Genomic DNA, 18,573 nt, shown 5'->3' with positions numbered 1-18,573 from the left:
CAATGTTGCAAAGTTGCAGCGTGCAGGTTTGCAGATATACTGCGCGCATGAGCAACGCCCCCCGCCGCCGCGTCTTCGAAGGCTTCCGCCTGCGCGAGCTGCGCCGGCGCGCCGGAATCAGCCAGGCGGCGATGGCGGCCCGGCTCGGCATCTCGGTCTCCTACCTCTCGCAGATCGAGAACAACGACCGCCCGATCACCGACATCGTCCTCGTCGCGCTGTCCCGCGAGTTCCCGCTCGAGGCATTCGGCGATGCCGAGGCCAGCACCTCGCTGCTCCGCACGATCGACGCCGCCACCGATGCCAGCGTCCCCGCCGGGCGGCTCGACGAGGCCGATGTCCGCCGCGGCCTCGAGCAGCAGCCTTTGCTTGCCCGCCGGATGGTCGCGCTGCACGAAGCCTGGCGCCGCAGCCAGGAACAGCTCCGCGTCCTCGACGACCGGTTCGACAGCGGCTCGACCGGCACCGCCCCGCTCCCCTGGGAAGAGGTGCGCGACTGGTTCCAGGCCGAGGGCAACTATATCGACGTGATCGACCGTTCGGCCGAGACGCTCTCCGCCGATCTCGATCCCGATCGCCCCACGCGCGGCCTGGAAGACCGCCTGCGCTGGCACGGCATCCGCGTCACCGGCGAGGAGGGCGATGGCAGCCAGCTCAGCCGCTTCGATCCGCGCGACCGCACCCTCGCGGTCAACAGCGCGCTGCCGCCCGAGAGCCGCGCCTTCCTGCTCGCCCATCGGCTGGTCCGCTACGAGTTCGAGAACGAGATGCGCGAGGTGGTCGAGCAGTCCGGCCTCGCCTCTCCCGCGGCGCGCGAACTGCTCAGCATCGGCCTCGCCAACTATGCCGCGGGTGCGCTGCTGATGCCCTATACGCCGTTCAAGGACACCGCCCGCGACGTCCGCCACGACATCGATCGCCTGCGCCAGCGCTTCGGGGTGAGCTTCGAGCAGGCCTGCCACCGCCTCTCCACCCTCCAGCGCCCGGGCGCCGCCGGCCTGCCCTTCTTCTTCTGCCGGGTCGACATGGCGGGCAACATCACCAAGCGCCACTCGGCCACGCGCCTGCAATTCGCGGCACTGGGCGGCGCCTGCCCGCTCTGGGTGGTGCACGAGGCAGTGGCGATCCCCGATCGCATCCTCGTCCAGCATGCCGAGATGCCCGACGGCACGCGCTATGTCTCGATGGCCAAGGGATTGGTGAAGCCCTCGGGCAGCTATGCCCGCCCCTCGCGCCGCTATGCGGTGGCGCTGGGTTGCGAGGAGCTGCACGCAGCCGATTTCGTCTATGCCGACGATCTGCGCCCCGGCGGTGCGGCCACGCCGATCGGCGCGAGCTGCCGCATCTGCCCGCGGGTGGACTGCGACCAGCGCGCCTTCCCGCCCGCGGCATCGGCGATCGCGATCGATCCGGACCGGCGCAGCGTGGTGCCGTACGGCTTCAATTGATGTCGTTCGCCATGCCGACGACGCGATTGTAGCTGTCCACCATCGAGTTCATGTCGTTGCCCGAATGCGACTGCTTGAGCTGGCGATACTGGCCGATCATCGTGCCCAGCATATCGCCGACCAGGCCGTATACGCCTAACTGGCTCTTCTGGACCGGCTCGGTCGCCTTTGACTTGGCCTCCGCAATCGCCTTTTGCTGCTCGGCGAGCAGCTTCTCAAGCGAACCGGCGATCACGTCGCCCTTCGCAAAGATCGCTGCATCCTTCAGATCCTCGGGCTTGTTGAACAGGCTGACCAGCTCCTCGGCCTGCTGCATCGCCAGCTTGTTGTTGTAGCCGACCGTATCGCCGGCCGACTTGAGCTTCGCGAGCTCGGCATCGGCGCCGGCACGACGCTGCTGGACCAGCGCGGTGTTGAAATCTTCCATTGCCTTCAGCGCCGCATCGAACTCGGCGGTCATCGCCGCGTCCTCTTCCTTGCCGCGCTTGAGTGCGTCCGCACGATAGGCCTTGGTGTTGTAGTAGCTGTAGAGCGGCCCAAGCCGGGCCAGCAGATTGGTCAGCGCAGTTTCCAGCGCCTCGGCCTTGACATCGAGCGCGCCGAGCGCGCCGGGCAGCGCGCGCGCCGTCTTCAGCTTGCCCTGCGCGGTTTCGATCCAGCCCTGGCTGATCGAGATGTCGTCGCTCGGCGAGCGGCTGGCAATATTTTCCTTCCGATAGTCCTCCGCCGTGCGCGGCAGGCCGAACGTGTCGATCAGCCCGTTATACGCCTCGGTATAGGCGCTGATCTTGGCCGTGGCGTCGGGCGAAGTCGCCACCGCCGTTGATCCGTTGCCGCCACCCGAGCCTGCGCCGCCACAGGCGGCCAGCGCGAACAATCCCGCCAGGACGACACCCTGGCGTATCTTCAACTTCAGCATGCGGAAAACACCCCTCAACCGTTGCGCCGGCGAAACGCACTGCGCCCGCATTCGATCCCGCAGAGAGTTGCCGCGGCCCCTTTGCTCGTGGCATACCGTGATTACGAAAAAGCCTTGGGAGAGGTAAAATGGCCACCGCGCTGGCAACCAAGACCATGACCGAAGCCGAGTGGGAGGCGCGCCAGCAGCTCGCCGCCTGCTACCGGGTGTTCGACATGCTCGGCTGGTCCGAGATGATCTACAACCACATCACGCTGAAGGTGCCTGGCGAGGAAGGCGCGTTCCTGATCAACCCGTTCGGGCTGCACTTCAGCGAGGTGAAGGCGTCGAACCTGGTCAAGATCGACATCGACGGCAACAAGCTCGACGACTCACCCTATCCGGTGAACCGCGCCGGCTTCGTCCAGCACGCGCTGTTCCACCGCCACCTGCCCGACGCGCACTGCATCGCGCACACCCACACCACGGCGGGCATGGCGGTCGCCAGCGTCGAAGGCGGCCTGCGCCCGACCAACTTCTACGCCTGCAACTTCGCCGGCCAGATCGCCTATCACGACTTCGAGGGCGTGACGGTGCGCGACGAGGAAGGCGAGCGGCTGCTCGCGCATCTCGGCGACAAGCGGGTGATGCTGCTCAGGAACCACGGCATCCTGGTGATGGGCCGCACCCTGCCCGAGGCGTTCATCAAGCACTGGTCGCTCCAGCGCGCCTGCGAGATCCAGATCGCCACCGCCTCGATGGGCGAGCCGCTTGTGGTATCCGACGAAGTCGTGGCGGTGCACCAGCGCGACCTCTACATGGCCCAGGTCCCCGGCGGCCCGGGCGCCGCCGACTTCGCCGCGATGGTCCGGCTGGTGGACCGCACGGACAAGAGCTGGCGGGAGTAGCCACCCTGAACCTCCCCGGCCCTGCGCTGGGGAGCCTTCTGGCCAACCCTTCCTGTGCTATAACGCCCCCATGACGATACTCGACTCCTTCGTTTCGTTCGCCAAGGGGCTGCCCGCAGACCGTCTGCAATCCGTCGAGGCGGCGCTGGCTGCGCTGATGGAGGCCTATTCCGAGCGGTACGCATTCACCGAAGGCGAAATGACCGAACTCGATCGTCGGGTGGCCGAACCCAAGCCGTCATTTGCCGATCCCGCGGAAATCGCCGAGTTGTTCGGCAAGCCCTTCTCTGAATGAGGCTGCTCTTCCGTGCAGAGGCCGCCGCCGATCTGCGTTCGATCATCGCTTACTATGAGGAAGTGGCGCCAGAGGCGTTGGCCAATATCCTCGCCGATATCCACCGTTCCATCGATCAACTCACCCACTTCCCGCGCATCGGCGTGCCCGTGCAAGATCGTCCGTTTCGCCGGCTCGTGACACGCAGATACCATTTCAAGGTCGCGTATTCGGTCCAGGCAAATTATATCCTGATCCTCGGGATCTTTCGCTATCAGGATCGCGAACTCTAGTCACCCGAACCGGTAGCCCGAGACCGTCCACCCCATCACATGGTCGCGGTAGTCGCGCACCGCCGGCCCCTCGCCGCCCGCGCCGAGCGCGACCATCAGCGGCAGCAGATGCTCCTCGCGCGGATGAGCAAAATGGGCATGGGGCAACTGGTCCCAGGCGGCGACCCGCCGAGCCCTGCGCACAGGATCCGCGTCGGTCACCGCAGCGGTGAGCGCGTCGTCCCATTCGTTGGCCACCGGCGTCACCTGCGGCCCGCGGGCGCGGAGGTTGTGGAAGCTCATGCCGCTGCCCACGATCAGCACGCCCTCGTCACGCAGCGGCGCCAGCGCCCTGCCCAGCGCGATATGGTCGGCGGGGTTCAGGTCCTTGCGCAGCGAGAGCTGGACGAGCGGGATGTCGGCGCCCGGCACCGCGACCATCATCGGGATGAACACCCCGTGGTCCCAGCCGCGCTCGCGCTCCTCGCCCACAGGGAAGCCGGCGTCCTCGAGCAGCGCCTTCACCCGCGCGGCGACTTCGGGCGAGCCAGGGGCATCCCAGCGCAGGCGATAGGTGTGCTCGGGGAAGCCATGATAGTCGAACAGCAGCGGCTGGCCGTTGCCGGCATGGACGGTGACCTGGTCCTCCTCCCAATGGCCTGAGACCATCAGGATCGCCTTCGGCTTCTCCGGCAGCGAGTCGATCAGTCCTGCCAGATAGGCCTGCATCGGCCGCCACATCGGATCGGCCGGGCCGCCGTTGGGGTCCATGAAGAAGCACGGGCCACCGCCATGCGGGATGAAGAGCGTGGGAAGTGTCATGCGACTGATGTCGCGCCCGGAGCGCCCCGGCACAATGCCGGTTTCGGAAACGCCGCGTTTCCCGCTACACCCGGCGCATGACTCGCTTCACCGTCAACAACCAGCCGGTCGCGTACAAGATGGATCCGCGCACGCCTCTGCTCTGGGCCCTGCGCGACGCCTCCAACCTCACCGGCACCAAATATGGCTGCGGTACCGGCGATTGCGGCGCCTGCACCGTGGACGTCGACGGCACCGCCCGCCTCGCCTGCCAGGAGACGATCGGCGCGCTCGAGGGCACTTTCGTCACCACGATCGAGGGGCTGTCCAAGGATCGCAGCCACCCGGTGCAACAGGCCTTCATCGCCGCGAACGTGCCGCAATGCGGCTATTGCATCCCCGGCGTGGTGATGGCCGCATCGGTGCTGCTCCGCGCCAATCGCAATCCCAGCGAGGCGGACATCAAGGATGCGATCCCCAATCTCTGCCGCTGCGGCATCTATCCGCGGCTGATCGAGGCGGTCCAGAACGCCGCCCGCATTGCCCGTGGCGACGCGCCCGCGCCGGAACCGGGCCAGGACGCGCCGACGCCGGCCCAGTCGGAACCCTAAGTGCTTCAGATGCTTTCAATTGGCTGACAGATGAATTCAGAGTCATGTCAGCCGCCGGGTTTTAGAGAGGTGCTACCCTCGAAGCCCGGCGCGTGTGCCGGTCCCAGCGGAGACACTTGATGAAGAAGACCTTGCTCGCGGCGATCATCGCCGCAACAGCCCTGGTCCCGCCGGCACTGGCGCAGGATCGCGGGCATCGCTGGGGCGGTGGTGACCGTTCCGGCAATTCGGGCGCCTCGCAGCCGGCGCAGGACCGTGGCGATCGCGGTGACCGCGGCAATCGCGGCGGCGGCTGGCGCCAGTCCTCGGGCCAACCCCAGCAGCAGGCGCAGCCTCAGCAGCAGCCGCGCCGCGAATGGAATGGCGGCAGCAACAATGGCGGCGGCTGGAACCGTGGCGGCTGGAATGGCGGCGACCGCGGCGCGCGTCCGCAATGGAATGGCGGCCAGTCCGGCGGCCAGGTCTCCCCGCCCCAGGCGCAGCCCCCGCAGCAGCGCTGGGATGGCAATCGCGGCGGCGACGGCCGGCGCGACTGGAACCGCGACGGCAATCGCGGCGGCCAGTGGGATCGCGGCAACCGCGACTGGAACGATCGCAACCGCGACCGCAACTGGAACAACGACCGCAACCGCAACGACTGGAACCGCAACAATGGCGGCTGGAACCGGGGTGGCTGGGGCGGCAACGACCGCAACCGCTGGGACAACAACCGTGGCTGGGGCGGGAACGACCGTGGCCGCTGGAACAACAGCTGGCGCAACGACCACCGCTACGACTGGCGCGGCTATCGCGGCTCCAATCGCGGCATCTACCGCCTGCCGCGCTACTATGCGCCGTCGGGCTGGGGCTATGGCTATCGGCGCTTCGGGATCGGCTTCACGCTGAATTCGATCCTGTTCTCGTCGCAATACTGGATCAACGATCCCTATTATTACCGCCTGCCCGAGGCCTATGGCCCGTATCGCTGGGTGCGCTACTATAACGACGCGCTGCTCGTCGATGTCGATACCGGCGAGGTGGTCGACACGATCTACGACATCTTCTGGTAAGCCCGCCCGCACCTTGCCAGAAGTGGGAGGCCCGGCCCGTCAGGACCGGGCCTCTTGCCTTTGGCGGCAAGCACCACCCTATTGACCGCGAGGCCCTCAGGCGCAAATTGGCCCTTGTGAGCAAGAATATCGGCAAAGTATCGGGATCCCCCTCGCCCAATCGCGCGCGGATCGCCCGCGAAGTCACCGCGAGGCTGGAGGCCCGGCCCGGCATCAAGCGGGCCAAGGTGGAGACCGCGCAGCTCTACACCTATCCCGAGTTCCTTAGCGAAGCCGAGTGCGACGCGCTGGTCGCGCTGATCGACAAATCGGCGCGCCCCTCCACCCTGCTCGCCGCGCACGAGGATCCCGAATTCCGCACCAGCAGCTCGACCGATCTCGATCGCTGGTCCGATCTGGTCTGGCAGATCGACGACCGCATCGCCCATCTGCTCGGCCTGCCGCCGGAGAATGCCGAGACGCTGCAGGGCCAGCGCTATGCCCCCGGCCAGCAGTTCCGCGCCCACTGCGACTATTTCCACGAGGGCGCGGAATATTGGGAGAAGATGCTCGAGTTCGGCGGCCAGCGCACCTGGACCGCGATGGCCTATCTCAACGATGTCGAGGAAGGCGGCGCCACCTGGTTCCCGCGCGCCGGGGTCCGCTTCAAGCCGAAGAAGGGCCTGTTGCTGATCTGGAACAACATGATGGAAGACGGCACGCCCAATTACGACACGCTGCACGAAGGCATGCGCGTGCTCGAGGGCACCAAGTACGTCGTCACCAAATGGTTCCGGGAGAATGCCTGGATCCGCGGCCAGGTGCCGACCTATTATGGTGGCGGCGAGCAGCGGACCTGATCGTCCGCCTTCTTCCCCTCCCCGCGGGGAGGGGAATTGAGGTCAGATCAGCCCGGCATGCGCCAGCGCGGCGTCGACCGCCTTGCGGCTCGCCTCGCCCGCCGGGGTCATCGGCAGGCGCAGGTCCTGCGGGAAGCCCTCCCGCACCCGGCCCAGCGCATATTTCACCGGGCCCGGAGAGGCATCGGTGAACATCGCGAGGTGCAGCGGATAGAGCCGGTCGTGCAGTTCCAGCGCCTGCGCATGATCGCCCGCCGCCCAGGCCGCCTGGAACTCGGCGCACAGCTTCGGCGCGACGTTGGCGGTGACCGAGATGCAGCCCGTGCCGCCCATCGCGTTGAAGGCCAGCGCCGTCTCGTCATTGCCCGAGAGCTGGATGAAGTCGTGCCCGCAGCCGGCGCGCTGCTCGGAGACGCGGGCGAGGGATCCCGTCGCATCCTTCACCCCGATGAACTTGCCCGGAAACGCCTTGACGATCCGCGCCATGGTGGCGGGCTGGATGTCGGTCACCGTGCGGCCGGGCACATTGTAGAGCACGATCGGCAGATCGGCCTGCTCGGCGATCGCCGCGAAATGCTGGAAGATGCCTTCCTGGCTCGGGCGGTTGTAATAGGGCGGGACCATCAGCACCGCATCGGCGCCGGCGTCGGCAGAGGCTTTCACATTCTCGATCGCGACCAGCGTGTCGTTCGAGCCGGCCCCGGCGAGCACGGGCACGCGGCCCTTCGCCTGGTCGGCGCAGACGCGCACCACTTCGAAATGCTCGTCTTTCGGCATGGTCGCCGCCTCGCCGGTGGTGCCGCACGGCACCAGCCCGGCAGAGCCTTCAGCAATCTGCCATTCAACAAGCGCGCGATAGTCTTCCTCCGCGAAGCTGCCGTTACGGAACGGCGTCACCAGCGCGGGAATGGAGCCCGAGAACATGATCCGAAAATCTTCCTTAAATCCCCAAATCGGGGCTGGCAGATAGGCCCGGGTCATCTATCATGTCCAGTATGCTTGCTCCGCTGTTGAAAAGTGCTTTGTTGTTCGCGGGCGTCTCCGGGCTCGCCGCCTCGTCGCAGCTCACGCAGCAGCAGATCCAGTGGTACAAGGTCGCGCTGGAAGCCGGCGTTCCCCGCGTGCCCCCGCCCTATATCCAGGCCGATCAGCTCGGCGATGCCCTGGTCGAATGGAAGCGGCTCCAGCAGTCGGATAACTACCCCTTTTCCGACTATGCCAATTTCCTGCTGCTCCACCCGGGCTGGCCCGGCGAGAAGAGCCGCCGCGCCGCCGCCGAGACCGTGCTCGAGAGTGGCACCTGGGCGCCCGGCCTGGTCGTACGCTTCTTCGAGCGCTTCCCACCGCTGACCGCCGCCGGCCGCACCCGCTATGCCGAGGCGCTCGCCGCATCGGGCAAGCGTGCCGAGGCCGAGGAACAGGCTCGCCGCGCATGGCGCCACGGCGTGCTGCGCCCGCGCGACGAAACCGCGCTGCTTGCCGGCTTCGCCTCCGCGCTCACGCCGGCCGATCACGACGCGCGCATGGACATGCTGCTCTGGGCGGGCTCGCTCAGCGCCGCGCAGCGCCAGCTTTCCTATGTCTCGCCGGCGATGCGCCCGGTGTTCGATGCCCGCATCGCCTTCCGTACCAAGGCGCCCGATGCCGATGTGAAGGGCTCCAACGCGCTTGCGACCGGCCGCACCAATCCAGGCTTCATCGCCGATCGCGCCACCTGGCTGCGCGACACCGGCCAGAGCCCGGCGATGCGCGCCTATCTCGCCCAGCCGCGCCAGCTCGCTTCCTATCCCGGCGATGCCGAGGAATGGTACGAGGTACTGCTGACGGCGGCGCGCGGCGCCCAGTCGGACGGGCAGTTCAGCCTCGCCTATCAGATCGCCAGCCAGGTCGACGATGCCTTCCCGACCGGCACCGACATCAGCCAGCTGCCGCTCGGCGAACGCGACGATTACACCAGCCTCACCTGGCTCGCGGGCACGGTGGCGCTCAACAGTCTCGGTCGCAGCCGCGACGCGGTCGGCATGTTCGATCGCTACGGCCATGGCTCCAAGACCCCGACCACCCAGTCCAAGGGCTTCTACTGGGCCGGCCGCGCCGCCGAGGTTTCGGGCGACCAGGCCAAGGCGACCAGCTTCTACACCAAGGCAGCGGGCTTCCCCGATGTCTATTACGGCCAGCTCGCCACCGAGCGGCTCGGCAATCCCCTCAAGCGCCCGCCCGATTTCAATGCGAAGGTGAGCGATCCCGCGGTGCGCGACGCCTTCTTCAAGAAGGAAACGGTGCGCGCCGCGCAGCTGCTCGGCACGATGGGCAATCGCCAGGACCAGGGCCTGTTCATCCGCCAGATCGCCAATGACGCGACGTCGGACAGCGATCACATCCTCGCCGCCGAGCTGAGCCGCGCGATCGGCCGCCCGGACCTGGGCGTGCTGGTCGGCAAGAGCGCGCTGCAGAACGGCCTCTCCGACTATACCGCCGCGGGCTATCCCACGGTGGCGGTGCCGGCGGCGCAGCAGGATTACTGGACGATCGTCCATGCCATCGCGCGGCAGGAGAGCCAGTTCGATCGTGACGCGGTCAGCCATGCCGGCGCACGCGGGCTGATGCAGCTGATGCCCGGCACGGCGCGCGAGGTCTCGACCAAGCTCGGCATGAGCTACAGCCCGGGCACGCTTAACTCCGACACCGATTACAACATCCAGCTCGGCTCGACCTATTTCCAGCGGATGTACAATCTCTACGGCAGCTATCCGCTGGCGATCGCGGCCTATAATGCCGGCCCGGGCAATGTGAACAAATGGATCCGCGCCAATGGCGATCCCCGCCTACCGGGCGGCGACATCGTCCAGTGGATCGAGCAGATCCCGATCTTCGAGACGAAGAACTACGTCCAGCGCGTGATCGAGAACGCAGTGGTCTACGACCTGCTCAATCCCGAGCGCTCGCGCTCGAGGGGGCCGGCGAACACCAGCTGGTATCTGGGCAAGAACAAGCCGGGCTGATTTTATAGCCGTCATCCCGGCGAAAGCCGGGATCTCGTGCCATGAGCCGCTCGCTTGCCTCCTGAGATCCCGGCTTTCGCCGGGATGACGAAAGTGGAAATGGACCGCCCCAACTACATCACCCCCGCCGGCTACGCCGCGCTCCGGACCGAGTATGAAGCCCTTTTCTCCAGGGAGCGCCCCGCTCTGGTCGAGACGATCTCCTGGGCCGCCGGCAATGGCGACCGGTCCGAGAATGGCGACTATATCTATGGCCGCAAGCGCCTGCGCGAGATCGACCGGCGGCTGGGTTGGCTCTCCAAGCGGATGAAGGCGGCCAAGGTCGTCGATCCGGCGCGGCAGGAGGACAAGAGCCGCGCCTATTTCGGTGCCACGGTCACCATCGCGGATGAAGACGACAACCACCGCACGCTGACCCTGGTTGGCGATGACGAAGCCGATGCGGCCAAGGGCCTGGTGGGCTGGAACGCTCCCCTCGCCCGTGCCTTGCGCGGCGCCGGCATCGGTGATCTGCGCCGGGTCAGCCTGCCCGCCGGCGAGCGCGAATATGAAGTGATTGCGATCACTTACCCCTGACGCGCGACGAGCCGCCGCGCGAAAGGATTCCCTCGCATCTTCAAAATGATAGAACTGTGCCCAGGCCGAAGGGTTGCGGCCGGGTACAAAAATGAGCGTGGGGACATATGACGGCACAGCGTATTTATGTGTCGGGCCGCGTGCAGCGCGTCGGCTTTCGGGACTGGGCGGTACGGACCGCCAAGCAGCTTGGCGTGAAGGGCTGGGTCCGCAATCTGAACGACGGGCGCGTCGAGCTGCTCGCCGAGGGCGATGACGAGGCGCTGAACTCGCTCACCGAGGCTTGCCGTGAAGGTCCGCCCATGGCGGTGGTCGACCATGTCGAGGCCTTCCAGACCGCCGAGGACAAGCACGCCAAGGGCTTTACCAAGCGCTTCACCGCCTGAGGCGGACCGCGATGATCGGCGCTGAGGCGAGGCATCGCCCGCACTGCGCCTGATCGGAAACATTCGGTTTCCGGGGCGTCAGGTTGACCGATCGGACATGAAGTGAAACATTTCAGCTTCGAAACGGCACGCAAGGACGCGCGCCGGTCGAGGAGAAAACCTCATGCCCATTCCCGCTAGTTGGTCCGGCAAGCTGCTGAGCGTCCTGCGTTTCGTCGCCGGCCTCAGCTTCCTGCAGCACGGCCTCTCGAAGTTCTTCGGCATTCCGCCCTTCCCCTACCCGCTCAACCCGCTGCTCTATGCCGCAGGTACGATCGAGCTGGTCGGCGGCGCGCTGCTGGTGATCGGCCTGTTCACCCGTCCTGTGGCGTTCATCGCCTCGGGCATGTGCGCGGTCGGCTATTTCATCGCGCACTTCCCGAACGGCTTTTTCCCGGCCGTGAACGGCGGCGAGGCTATCCTGCTCTACAGCTTCATCTTCCTCTACCTCGCAGCCGCCGGCGGCGGCACGTGGAGCGCGGATGCGGCAACGGCCAAGAAGGCCTGAATCGATGCAGGAGCGGCCCCCCACCGGGAACGTCGCCCTGCTGATCGACGCGGACAATGCGTCCGCAAAGCACATCGATCCGGTGCTGACCGTGCTGGCCGAAATCGGCACGGTCAACATCCGCCGCATCTATGGCAATTGGCGCAAGCCAGGGCTCGATGGCTGGGCGAACGTGGCGCTCAGCTATGCGCTGGAGCCCCAGCAGCAGTTCGACATCACCAAGCAGAAGAACGCCACCGACATGAAGATGGCGATCGACGCGATGGACCTGCTCGCGGGCGGGCGGGTCACCGGCTTCGGGATCATGTCGTCGGACAGCGATTTCATGCCGCTGGTCACCCGCCTCCGTCAGGATGGCCTGGTCGTCTTCGGCTTTGGCGAAGCGAAAACGCCCGAGGGCTTCCGCCAGGCCTGCAACCGCTTCATCGATGTCGGCACCTTCGAGACCGCGCCGAAGAAGCCCGTGCCCCAGGTCAAGGCATCGACTCCTGCCGCGCCTTCCGTCGACGAGGAAGTCGTCCGCCTGCTGATCGACGCCTATGAGGCTTCGCAGCGGGATGCCAAGGGGTATGCTAGCCTGAGCGCGGTCGGCCAGCGTGCGGCCAATCGCTCGAGCTTCGACAGCCGCAACTATGGCTTCGCTCGCCTCTCGGATCTGTTCGAGGCCGTGCCCGGCTTCGAAGTCGACCGGCGTGACGGCGGCGCATTCGTCCGTCGCAAGCGATAGACCGCTCACCGCCAGCCGCGCAGCATCCGCTCCAGTCCCGCCGTAACCCGGGCAAGCCGGTCATAGTCGAGCTTGTCCGGCGTATCCGTCAGCTTGTGATAGTGCGGATAGCGGAACGGCGCGGTGTCGGTGATCATCAGCGCCGGTACGCCGATCTCGCCGAACGACCAGTGATCCGACCAGTCGATCCCCTGGACGAAGCCCGGCGCAGTCCCGCCGACGCTGGGAAACCGCGCCACCGCGCGGAATTCCCCGACCGCCCTGCGCACCAGCGGCCGTGACGAGACGGTGCCGACGAACGCGACGAAATTCCCCGTGTCCGGATAGAGCGCGCCGAGCGGGAACGGGTAATGCTGGCTCCCGGGCGCTTCGTCGTAGAAACCCAGCGTCTCCAGCGAGAACATCGCATCGGGCTTCTGCCCCTTGTCCGCCAGCGCCCGGGCATAGACCAGGCTGCCCATCCGGTCGGTCTTGAAGAAGGGCGGCTCCTCATTGGCGAAGAAGGCGAGCCGGATGCGCACATTGCCCTTGCCGCGCAGATCGGCGAGCAGCCGGGCGAGCTCGAGCAGCGCGGCGGTGCCGCTGCCATTGTCGTTGGCGCCCGGCGCACCCCGCGCGCTGTCGTAATGCGCGCCCACCACCAGGGTCGGCGCGCCGGCCGAGCGCGGCTCGATCACCGCTTCGAGATTGACCGCCAGCCCTTCGTCAAAGGCCTGGCGCGTCACCTTGTAGCCCGCCGCCGTCAGCTCCTGCTCGATATAGGCGAGCGCCGCGGCATAGCCCGTGGCATGGCCGATGTTGTGCGGCTTGCTCGCGATCGCCGTGACATGCCCGCGCAGCCGCCCTGCAAGTTCCCGCTCGGCCGGGCTGAGCGGCGGCAGCGGCCCCTCCCAGGACTTGCCTGGCACCGAAGTCATCCAGCGCAGCGCCACGAAGGGTGACAGGAACAGCGCCGCCAGGATGACCAGCAGGACTATCCGCCCGGCACGTTCCCTGATCCATTCTCGCATGCGGCTCCCCCTCCAACGGAAGCTACCGCGCCGCCTGCGAACCGTCTATGCCGCCGCCATGAAGCTCGCCCTGACCCTGGCCGCCGCATTCGCCGCCATCGGCACCGCCGAAGCGCAGGACCTGCGCCCGCTCTGCCCCGACCGTCCCGGCCTCGACACGCCCGCCTGCACCGTCGATCCCGGCCATCTGGTCGCGGAGATGGGCACGATCGACTGGTCGCTCGACCGCGACGCCGGCCAGCGCAGCGACAGCTTCACCTTTGGCGACCTGCTGCTCCGCTACGGTATCGCCCAGCATGCCGAGATCCAGCTCGGCTGGACCGCGCTGGGCACCGTCCGCAAGCGCGACCGGACCACCGGCGCCGTCACCCACGACGGCGGCACCGGCGCCGTCACCCACGACGGCGGCACCGGCGACGTAACCCTAGCGGTCCGCCGCAACCTCTCGCATCCCGACGGTTCGGGCTTCGCCGCCGCGGTCATGCCCTATGCCACGCTGCCGGTGGGCGGCGCGACGATCGGCGCGGGCGACTGGGGCGCCGGGCTGATCGTGCCGCTCAGCTACAGCCTCACCGACAAGATCGGCCTCTCGCTGACACCCGAGATCGACGCCGCCGTGGACCAGGACCGCCATGGCCGCCACCTCGCTTATGGCAGCGCCATCGGCCTCACCACCGCCCTCACCTCGTCGGTGAGCAGCGCGTTCGAGTTGCAGGCGGTGCGCGACCGCGATCCGGCCGGCCACGCCACCCAGGCGCTCGCCAGCCTCTCGGTCGCCTGGCAGCCGAGATCGAACCTCCAGCTCGACATGGGCGCCGTGGCCGGGCTCAATCACGCCAGCCCGGACGTGGAACTCTATATGGGGATCGCCCGCCGCTTCTGAGCGGCAAGCGATCCCCCGGGGTGAAGGTTTCAGGCGGCGACGCTGTGGAGCTGCACCACCTGCCCGCGCGGCGCGGCGGCACGTGTCCGCTCGGTGCGGAAGCGGCCGGCCTGCTCGGCCAGATTGCCGACTTCCTCGGCCAGGTTGCGCGAGGCCGCCGAAGTCTCTTCCACCATCGCCGCATTCTGCTGGGTCGACTGGTCCATCTCGCTCACCGCGGTGACGATCTGGGTAATCGCCGTCGACTGGGCCTGGTTGTCCGCCGCCATGGTCTCGAGCAGCTTGTGGACCGCGCCCACGCCGCCCGAGATCGCCTCCAGCGCCGTATCCATGCGCTGCACCGCTTCCACGGCCGAGCCGACCTCGTCCTGGGTGACCGTCAGCTGCTCGCGGGCACGCTTCGCCTCTTCCTCGGCGCGCATGGCGAGCGCGGAGACCAGGTCCGCGACCACCGCGAAGCCACGCCCCGCCTCGCCGGCGCGACCGGCTTCGACTGCGGCGTTCATCGCGAGCACGCGCGTCTGGAAGGCGATCTTGTCGAGGCCCTCGATCACGTCGTCGATGCCGCGGGCGCTGTCGCTGACCCGGCCCATCGCGGTGACCGCCTGCTCGGCGAGCGAACGGCCGTCGCCGACCACCCGGATCGCCTCGTCGGCGCTGCGCACGGTCTGGCTCGCCGACTCGGCGGTGCCGCGCAGACGCTCGTCCATCTGGGCGAGCGCTGCCGAGGTCTCCTCGAGGCTCGCGGCATTACCCTCGGTACGGCGCGCCAGGTCTTCCGAGGCCTGGGCGATCTCGTGCGAGCCGGTCTGGATCGCCGCGGCACCTTCGTTCACCGTCGAGATCAGCTTGCGCAGCGCGGTCAGCGCGCTGTTGAAGTTGGTCTTGAGCGTCGCATAGCTATCCGGGAACGCCACCGAGATCTCTTCGGTCAGGTCGCCCTCTGCGAGTGACGACAGGCCCTGGCTCAGCGCGGTGGTGACGATGCGCTGGGTCTCGGCGGCGGCAGCGGCGGCATCGCGCTCCTTGGCGATCACCGATTCCAGATAGGCATCGACCGCGCGGGCAATGTCGCCGATCTCGTCGCGCTGGTCGGTATGTGGCACCTTGGTCGTGCCGGTGGCACGCGCCATCCCGTGGATCACGTCGGCCAGCCCCTTGATCGGCGCCACGACCTTGCGGCTGACGATATAGAAAGCCCCGCCGAGCACGCCGAGCGCGATCAGGCCGAGCACGATCACCACGGTCATCGCGGTGTTGGCGCTGGACAGCGCGCTGGTGGTCACGTCGCTGGCAACACTGATCTGCAGGGCAACGAGCTTGCCCACCGTGTCCGAGACCGGATCCACGTCCGCATAGATCTCCCCCATCACGAACCGGTCCAACCCAGCGCGGTCGCCGGTGCGCAGCATCGTCTCGAGCCGGGCGACGCCCTCATTGGCCTTGGCCATCGCGGCCTCGGCCTGTTTGGCGAGCGCTTCCTCATTCTCGGTGGCGTCAGTCGCGGCATAGCGCTTCCACGCCGCGTCGATCGCGGCCTTGCTCTTCTCGATATTCTGCATCGCCTGGGCGAAGCTGATATTGCCGTTCCTGGCCTTGTGCGCGGAGTCGACGATGCCCACCGCATAATTGTCCGCGACCAGCTTCAGGTCCTTCAGAGGGATCACGCGGTCCGCCAGCACCGTGCCCAGCGCATTGCGGCTCGTGGTCGCCGACCAGGAAAAGCCCGCGATGACGGCGCCAAGGACGAGTCCCAGCATCACCAGGGCGGAGAGCAGCTTCTGCTTCAGGGTCATGATTCAACTCCGGGGCATCGTAAATTACGGAATTTATAGAGCCGAATCGGAACGAAGCCCGGAACCGCAACGAAAAACGCCCGGGCGTTTCCACCCGGGCGCATCTCGATCTTGGTCAGAAAACCGCTCCAGCAACTTGCCGGAGCAGGTTTTTTCTCAGCGCAGTTTCAAACGTTATCCATTATCCACAATCTTATGCATATCTGCGCAACTAGGTCATTGACCAACCTTGCTGACAGTATGATCCTATCTCTAGGCGCGCTCTCGCCCTCGGGTGGTACCGAATAAGGTTGAGCGGCTAGCCTAAAGCAGCGTGCTGACTCTCCTCGGGTTTCCGGATGGTTCCCCAAGGACCGGCTAATCCAAACGCTGCCGCCAGAAGCGGTCTAGAACGTGGACGGCGGGTCCGTAACCTGCGACCGGGGATCAAACCGAAACGCAGGGGCCAACCCGCAAACTCTTTGGGTCTGCGGCGCGTCGCGACCCGGAGCAGGCCCTTATGAAGCCAAAACTTCAGGTCGAAGTGAAGGTTGACATGAAGATCGATGTATCGGCGATCATCAGATCGCTGGCTTTCGCGATTTTCTTGCTGATCTGATCGAGAGGGGCGGGTAAAACCGCCCCTCTTCCCTAATCAGCGCGTCAGCTTCTTGTACGACAACGCCGTCGGACGATCGGCAGCATCGCCCAAGCGGCGGCGCTTGTCTTCCTCATAGGCTTCGAAATTGCCTTCGAACCATTCGACATGGCTGTTGCCTTCGAAGGCGAGGATGTGCGTGGCGAGACGATCGAGGAAGAAGCGATCGTGGCTGATCACCACGGCGCAGCCCGCGAAATTCTCGATAGCCTCTTCCAGCGCACCCAGCGTCTCGACGTCGAGATCGTTGGTCGGTTCGTCGAGCAGCAGCACGTTGCCGCCGCGCTTCAGCATCTTGGCGATGTTGACGCGGTTGCGCTCACCGCCCGAAAGCTTGCCGACATTCTTCTGCTGGTCGGCGCCCTTGAAGTTGAAGGCACCCACATAGGCGCGGGTCGACTGGTCGTGCCCGTTGATCTTCATGTAATCGTGACCGCCGGAGATTTCCTCCCAGACGTTCTTCTTGTCGTCCAGATGGTCGCGGCTCTGGTCGACATAGCCCAGTCGGACGGTCGAACCCATTTCGATCGTGCCCTCATCGGGCGTTTCCTGGCCGGTGATCATCTTGAACAGCGTCGACTTGCCGGCGCCGTTCGGGCCGATCACGCCGACGATGCCGCCGGCCGGCAGCGTGAACGAAAGGTTCTCGAACAGCAGCTTGTCGCCATACGCCTTGGAGATGTTCTCCACTTCGATCACCTTGCCGCCCAAGCGCTCGGGCACCTGGATGACGATCTGGGCGCCGGTCGGCTTGCGGTTCTGCTGCGATTCAACCAGCTGGTCGAACTTGGCGATACGCGCCTTGGACTTGGTCTGGCGGCCCTTGGCGCCCTGCCGGATCCATTCGAGCTCGTTCTTGATCGCGGTCTGGCGGCTCGATTCCTCGCGGTCTTCCTGCTCGAGGCGCTTGGCCTTCTTCTCGAGATAGGTCGAGTAGTTGCCTTCGTACGGGAAATACTTGCCGCGATCGATCTCGAGGATCCAGCCGACGACGTTGTCGAGGAAATAGCGATCGTGGGTGATCATCAGCACCGCGCCGGCATATTCCTTGAGGTGGTGCTCGAGCCACTGGACACTCTCGGCATCGAGGTGGTTGGTCGGTTCGTCGAGCAGCAGGATCGACGGCTTCTGGATCAGCAGCCGGGTGAGCGCGATGCGGCGCTTCTCACCACCCGACAGGTTCTCGACCGACCAGTCGCCCGGCGGGCAGCGCAGTGCTTCCATCGCCACTTCGAGCTGGTTGTCGAGCGTCCAGCCATCGACGGCGTCGATCTTGGTCTGGAGCTCGCCCATCTCTTCCATCAGCGCGTCGAAATCGGTGTCGTCCTTGGGATCGCCCATTTCGGCCGAGATCGCGTTGAAGCGCTCGACCAGGTCGGCGGTCTCCCGCGCGCCGTCCTTGACGTTCTCGAGGACGCTCTTCGACGGATCGAGCTCAGGCTCCTGCTGCAGATAGCCGACGGTGATGTTCTCGCCCGGCCATGCTTCGCCGGTGAAATCCTTGTCGACGCCAGCCATGATCTTCATCAGGGTCGACTTGCCGGCGCCGTTCGGGCCGACGATGCCGATCTTGGCACCCTGATAGAATTGCAGGTTGATGTTGCTGAGCACCGGCTTGGGAGCGCCGGGGAAGGTCTTGGTCATGTCCTTCATGACGAAGGCGTATTGGGCGGCCACGTGGCGGTCTCCGTTCGCAGGTCTGGATATGCAGGAAGTTTGGCGGCGATGTAGCGAGCGGACGGCCAATTGGCAACGCGGCCGCGTCGGAGCGCCCCGCTTGCAATGTAGGATTTCCTGTGTTGCCCTTTTCCCGTGCCCGGCGGGCGATAGCGGCGTAGATTCAACCGATCGGTTGAATGCCCGCCACACGTGTAAGTCGATTCAAGGGATTCAACGAATTTGCAAAACC

The 18,573-nt window shown here is 66.3% G+C and carries 19 protein-coding genes; 13 read left to right on the top strand and 6 right to left on the bottom strand.

The window, feature by feature from the left end; translation table 11 throughout:
- The first annotated feature begins 47 nt into the window (after positions 1–47).
- Positions 48–1,448 (top strand): helix-turn-helix domain-containing protein, encoded by a 1,401-nt coding sequence (locus GGR46_RS05650; protein WP_183995332.1) that lies wholly within the window; start codon positions 48–50, stop codon positions 1,446–1,448.
- On the opposite strand, the gene GGR46_RS05645 is transcribed toward GGR46_RS05650, so the two are convergent.
- Positions 1,441–2,367 carry a DUF3829 domain-containing protein gene (locus GGR46_RS05645; RefSeq protein ID WP_183995329.1) on the bottom strand — a complete coding sequence of 309 codons (927 nt, stop codon included), beginning with the start codon at positions 2,365–2,367 and terminating at the stop codon, positions 1,441–1,443. The two genes, GGR46_RS05650 and GGR46_RS05645, sit on opposite strands and share 8 nt — an antisense overlap.
- Before the next feature lie 128 nt (positions 2,368–2,495).
- Between GGR46_RS05645 and GGR46_RS05640 the strand changes: the two genes are divergently transcribed.
- The 3 genes from GGR46_RS05640 (at position 2,496) to GGR46_RS05630 (ending at position 3,821) form a co-directional block, all read left to right on the top strand.
- A complete protein-coding gene (locus GGR46_RS05640; RefSeq protein ID WP_183995327.1) occupies positions 2,496–3,254 on the top strand; it encodes a class II aldolase/adducin family protein in 759 nt (252 codons plus the stop codon).
- Between the two features lie 70 nt (positions 3,255–3,324).
- Positions 3,325–3,549 carry a hypothetical protein gene (locus GGR46_RS05635; RefSeq protein ID WP_183995324.1) on the top strand — a complete coding sequence of 75 codons (225 nt, stop codon included), beginning with the start codon at positions 3,325–3,327 and terminating at the stop codon, positions 3,547–3,549.
- Positions 3,546–3,821, top strand: a complete 276-nt coding sequence (locus GGR46_RS05630) for a type II toxin-antitoxin system RelE/ParE family toxin (RefSeq protein ID WP_183995322.1) — start codon at positions 3,546–3,548, stop codon at positions 3,819–3,821. The genes GGR46_RS05635 and GGR46_RS05630 overlap by 4 nt, the downstream gene beginning before the upstream one ends.
- On the opposite strand, the gene GGR46_RS05625 is transcribed toward GGR46_RS05630, so the two are convergent.
- Positions 3,822–4,622 carry a DODA-type extradiol aromatic ring-opening family dioxygenase gene (locus tag GGR46_RS05625; protein ID WP_183995320.1) on the bottom strand — a complete coding sequence of 267 codons (801 nt, stop codon included), beginning with the start codon at positions 4,620–4,622 and terminating at the stop codon, positions 3,822–3,824.
- A 77-nt stretch (positions 4,623–4,699) separates the two neighbouring features.
- Here GGR46_RS05625 and GGR46_RS25810 point away from each other — a divergent pair, with 77 nt between their 5' ends.
- From GGR46_RS25810 to GGR46_RS05610, 3 genes are all read left to right on the top strand, one after another.
- Positions 4,700–5,212, top strand: coding sequence for a (2Fe-2S)-binding protein (locus GGR46_RS25810; RefSeq protein WP_183995318.1), 513 nt, complete (start codon positions 4,700–4,702; stop codon positions 5,210–5,212).
- Between the two features lie 119 nt (positions 5,213–5,331).
- Positions 5,332–6,261, top strand: a complete 930-nt coding sequence (locus tag GGR46_RS05615; RefSeq protein WP_183995316.1) for an RcnB family protein — start codon at positions 5,332–5,334, stop codon at positions 6,259–6,261.
- 116 nt (positions 6,262–6,377) lie between these two features.
- Entirely contained in the window at positions 6,378–7,100 is a 723-nt protein-coding gene (locus GGR46_RS05610; protein WP_343058030.1) for a 2OG-Fe(II) oxygenase, read from the top strand.
- Positions 7,101–7,142: 42 nt separating this feature from the next.
- Here the strand turns inward: GGR46_RS05610 and dapA are convergent, their stop codons facing one another.
- Positions 7,143–8,024 carry a 4-hydroxy-tetrahydrodipicolinate synthase gene (dapA, locus tag GGR46_RS05605; RefSeq protein WP_183995312.1) on the bottom strand — a complete coding sequence of 294 codons (882 nt, stop codon included), beginning with the start codon at positions 8,022–8,024 and terminating at the stop codon, positions 7,143–7,145.
- Between the two features lie 71 nt (positions 8,025–8,095).
- Here dapA and GGR46_RS05600 point away from each other — a divergent pair, with 71 nt between their 5' ends.
- From GGR46_RS05600 to GGR46_RS05580, 5 genes are all read left to right on the top strand, one after another.
- Complete coding sequence (locus GGR46_RS05600) at positions 8,096–10,102, top strand: lytic transglycosylase domain-containing protein (protein WP_183996797.1); 2,007 nt, start codon at positions 8,096–8,098, stop codon at positions 10,100–10,102.
- A 99-nt stretch (positions 10,103–10,201) separates the two neighbouring features.
- The gene (gene greB, locus GGR46_RS05595; protein ID WP_183996795.1) at positions 10,202–10,678 is read left to right on the top strand and encodes a transcription elongation factor GreB; all 477 of its coding nucleotides are present in this window, start codon (positions 10,202–10,204) and stop codon (positions 10,676–10,678) included.
- A gap of 107 nt (positions 10,679–10,785) precedes the next feature.
- Complete coding sequence (locus GGR46_RS05590) at positions 10,786–11,064, top strand: acylphosphatase (RefSeq protein WP_183995310.1); 279 nt, start codon at positions 10,786–10,788, stop codon at positions 11,062–11,064.
- A gap of 163 nt (positions 11,065–11,227) precedes the next feature.
- Complete coding sequence (locus tag GGR46_RS05585) at positions 11,228–11,611, top strand: DoxX family protein (RefSeq protein ID WP_183995308.1); 384 nt, start codon at positions 11,228–11,230, stop codon at positions 11,609–11,611.
- 4 nt (positions 11,612–11,615) lie between these two features.
- Positions 11,616–12,338 carry an NYN domain-containing protein gene (locus GGR46_RS05580; RefSeq protein ID WP_183995306.1) on the top strand — a complete coding sequence of 241 codons (723 nt, stop codon included), beginning with the start codon at positions 11,616–11,618 and terminating at the stop codon, positions 12,336–12,338.
- A gap of 5 nt (positions 12,339–12,343) precedes the next feature.
- Here the strand turns inward: GGR46_RS05580 and GGR46_RS05575 are convergent, their stop codons facing one another.
- Positions 12,344–13,348 carry a M28 family peptidase gene (locus GGR46_RS05575; RefSeq protein ID WP_221262564.1) on the bottom strand — a complete coding sequence of 335 codons (1,005 nt, stop codon included), beginning with the start codon at positions 13,346–13,348 and terminating at the stop codon, positions 12,344–12,346.
- Between the two features lie 58 nt (positions 13,349–13,406).
- Between GGR46_RS05575 and GGR46_RS05570 the strand changes: the two genes are divergently transcribed.
- Positions 13,407–14,231, top strand: a complete 825-nt coding sequence (locus GGR46_RS05570) for a transporter (RefSeq protein ID WP_183995304.1) — start codon at positions 13,407–13,409, stop codon at positions 14,229–14,231.
- Positions 14,232–14,260: 29 nt separating this feature from the next.
- Here GGR46_RS05570 and GGR46_RS05565 read toward each other — a convergent pair whose 3' ends face one another.
- Both GGR46_RS05565 and ettA read right to left on the bottom strand, forming a co-directional pair.
- A complete protein-coding gene (locus tag GGR46_RS05565) occupies positions 14,261–16,027 on the bottom strand; it encodes a methyl-accepting chemotaxis protein (RefSeq protein ID WP_183995302.1) in 1,767 nt (588 codons plus the stop codon).
- A gap of 634 nt (positions 16,028–16,661) precedes the next feature.
- A complete protein-coding gene (ettA, locus tag GGR46_RS05560; protein WP_183995300.1) occupies positions 16,662–18,341 on the bottom strand; it encodes an energy-dependent translational throttle protein EttA in 1,680 nt (559 codons plus the stop codon).
- Between the last annotated feature and the right edge of the window lie 232 nt (positions 18,342–18,573).

The organism is Sphingomonas kyeonggiensis (assembly GCF_014196745.1).
In the GTDB taxonomy this organism is placed as follows: Bacteria; Pseudomonadota; Alphaproteobacteria; order Sphingomonadales; family Sphingomonadaceae; genus Sphingomonas; species Sphingomonas kyeonggiensis.
The sequence above is the reverse complement of the archived record's forward strand: the minus strand, read 5'-3'. Positions and strand labels throughout refer to the sequence as shown.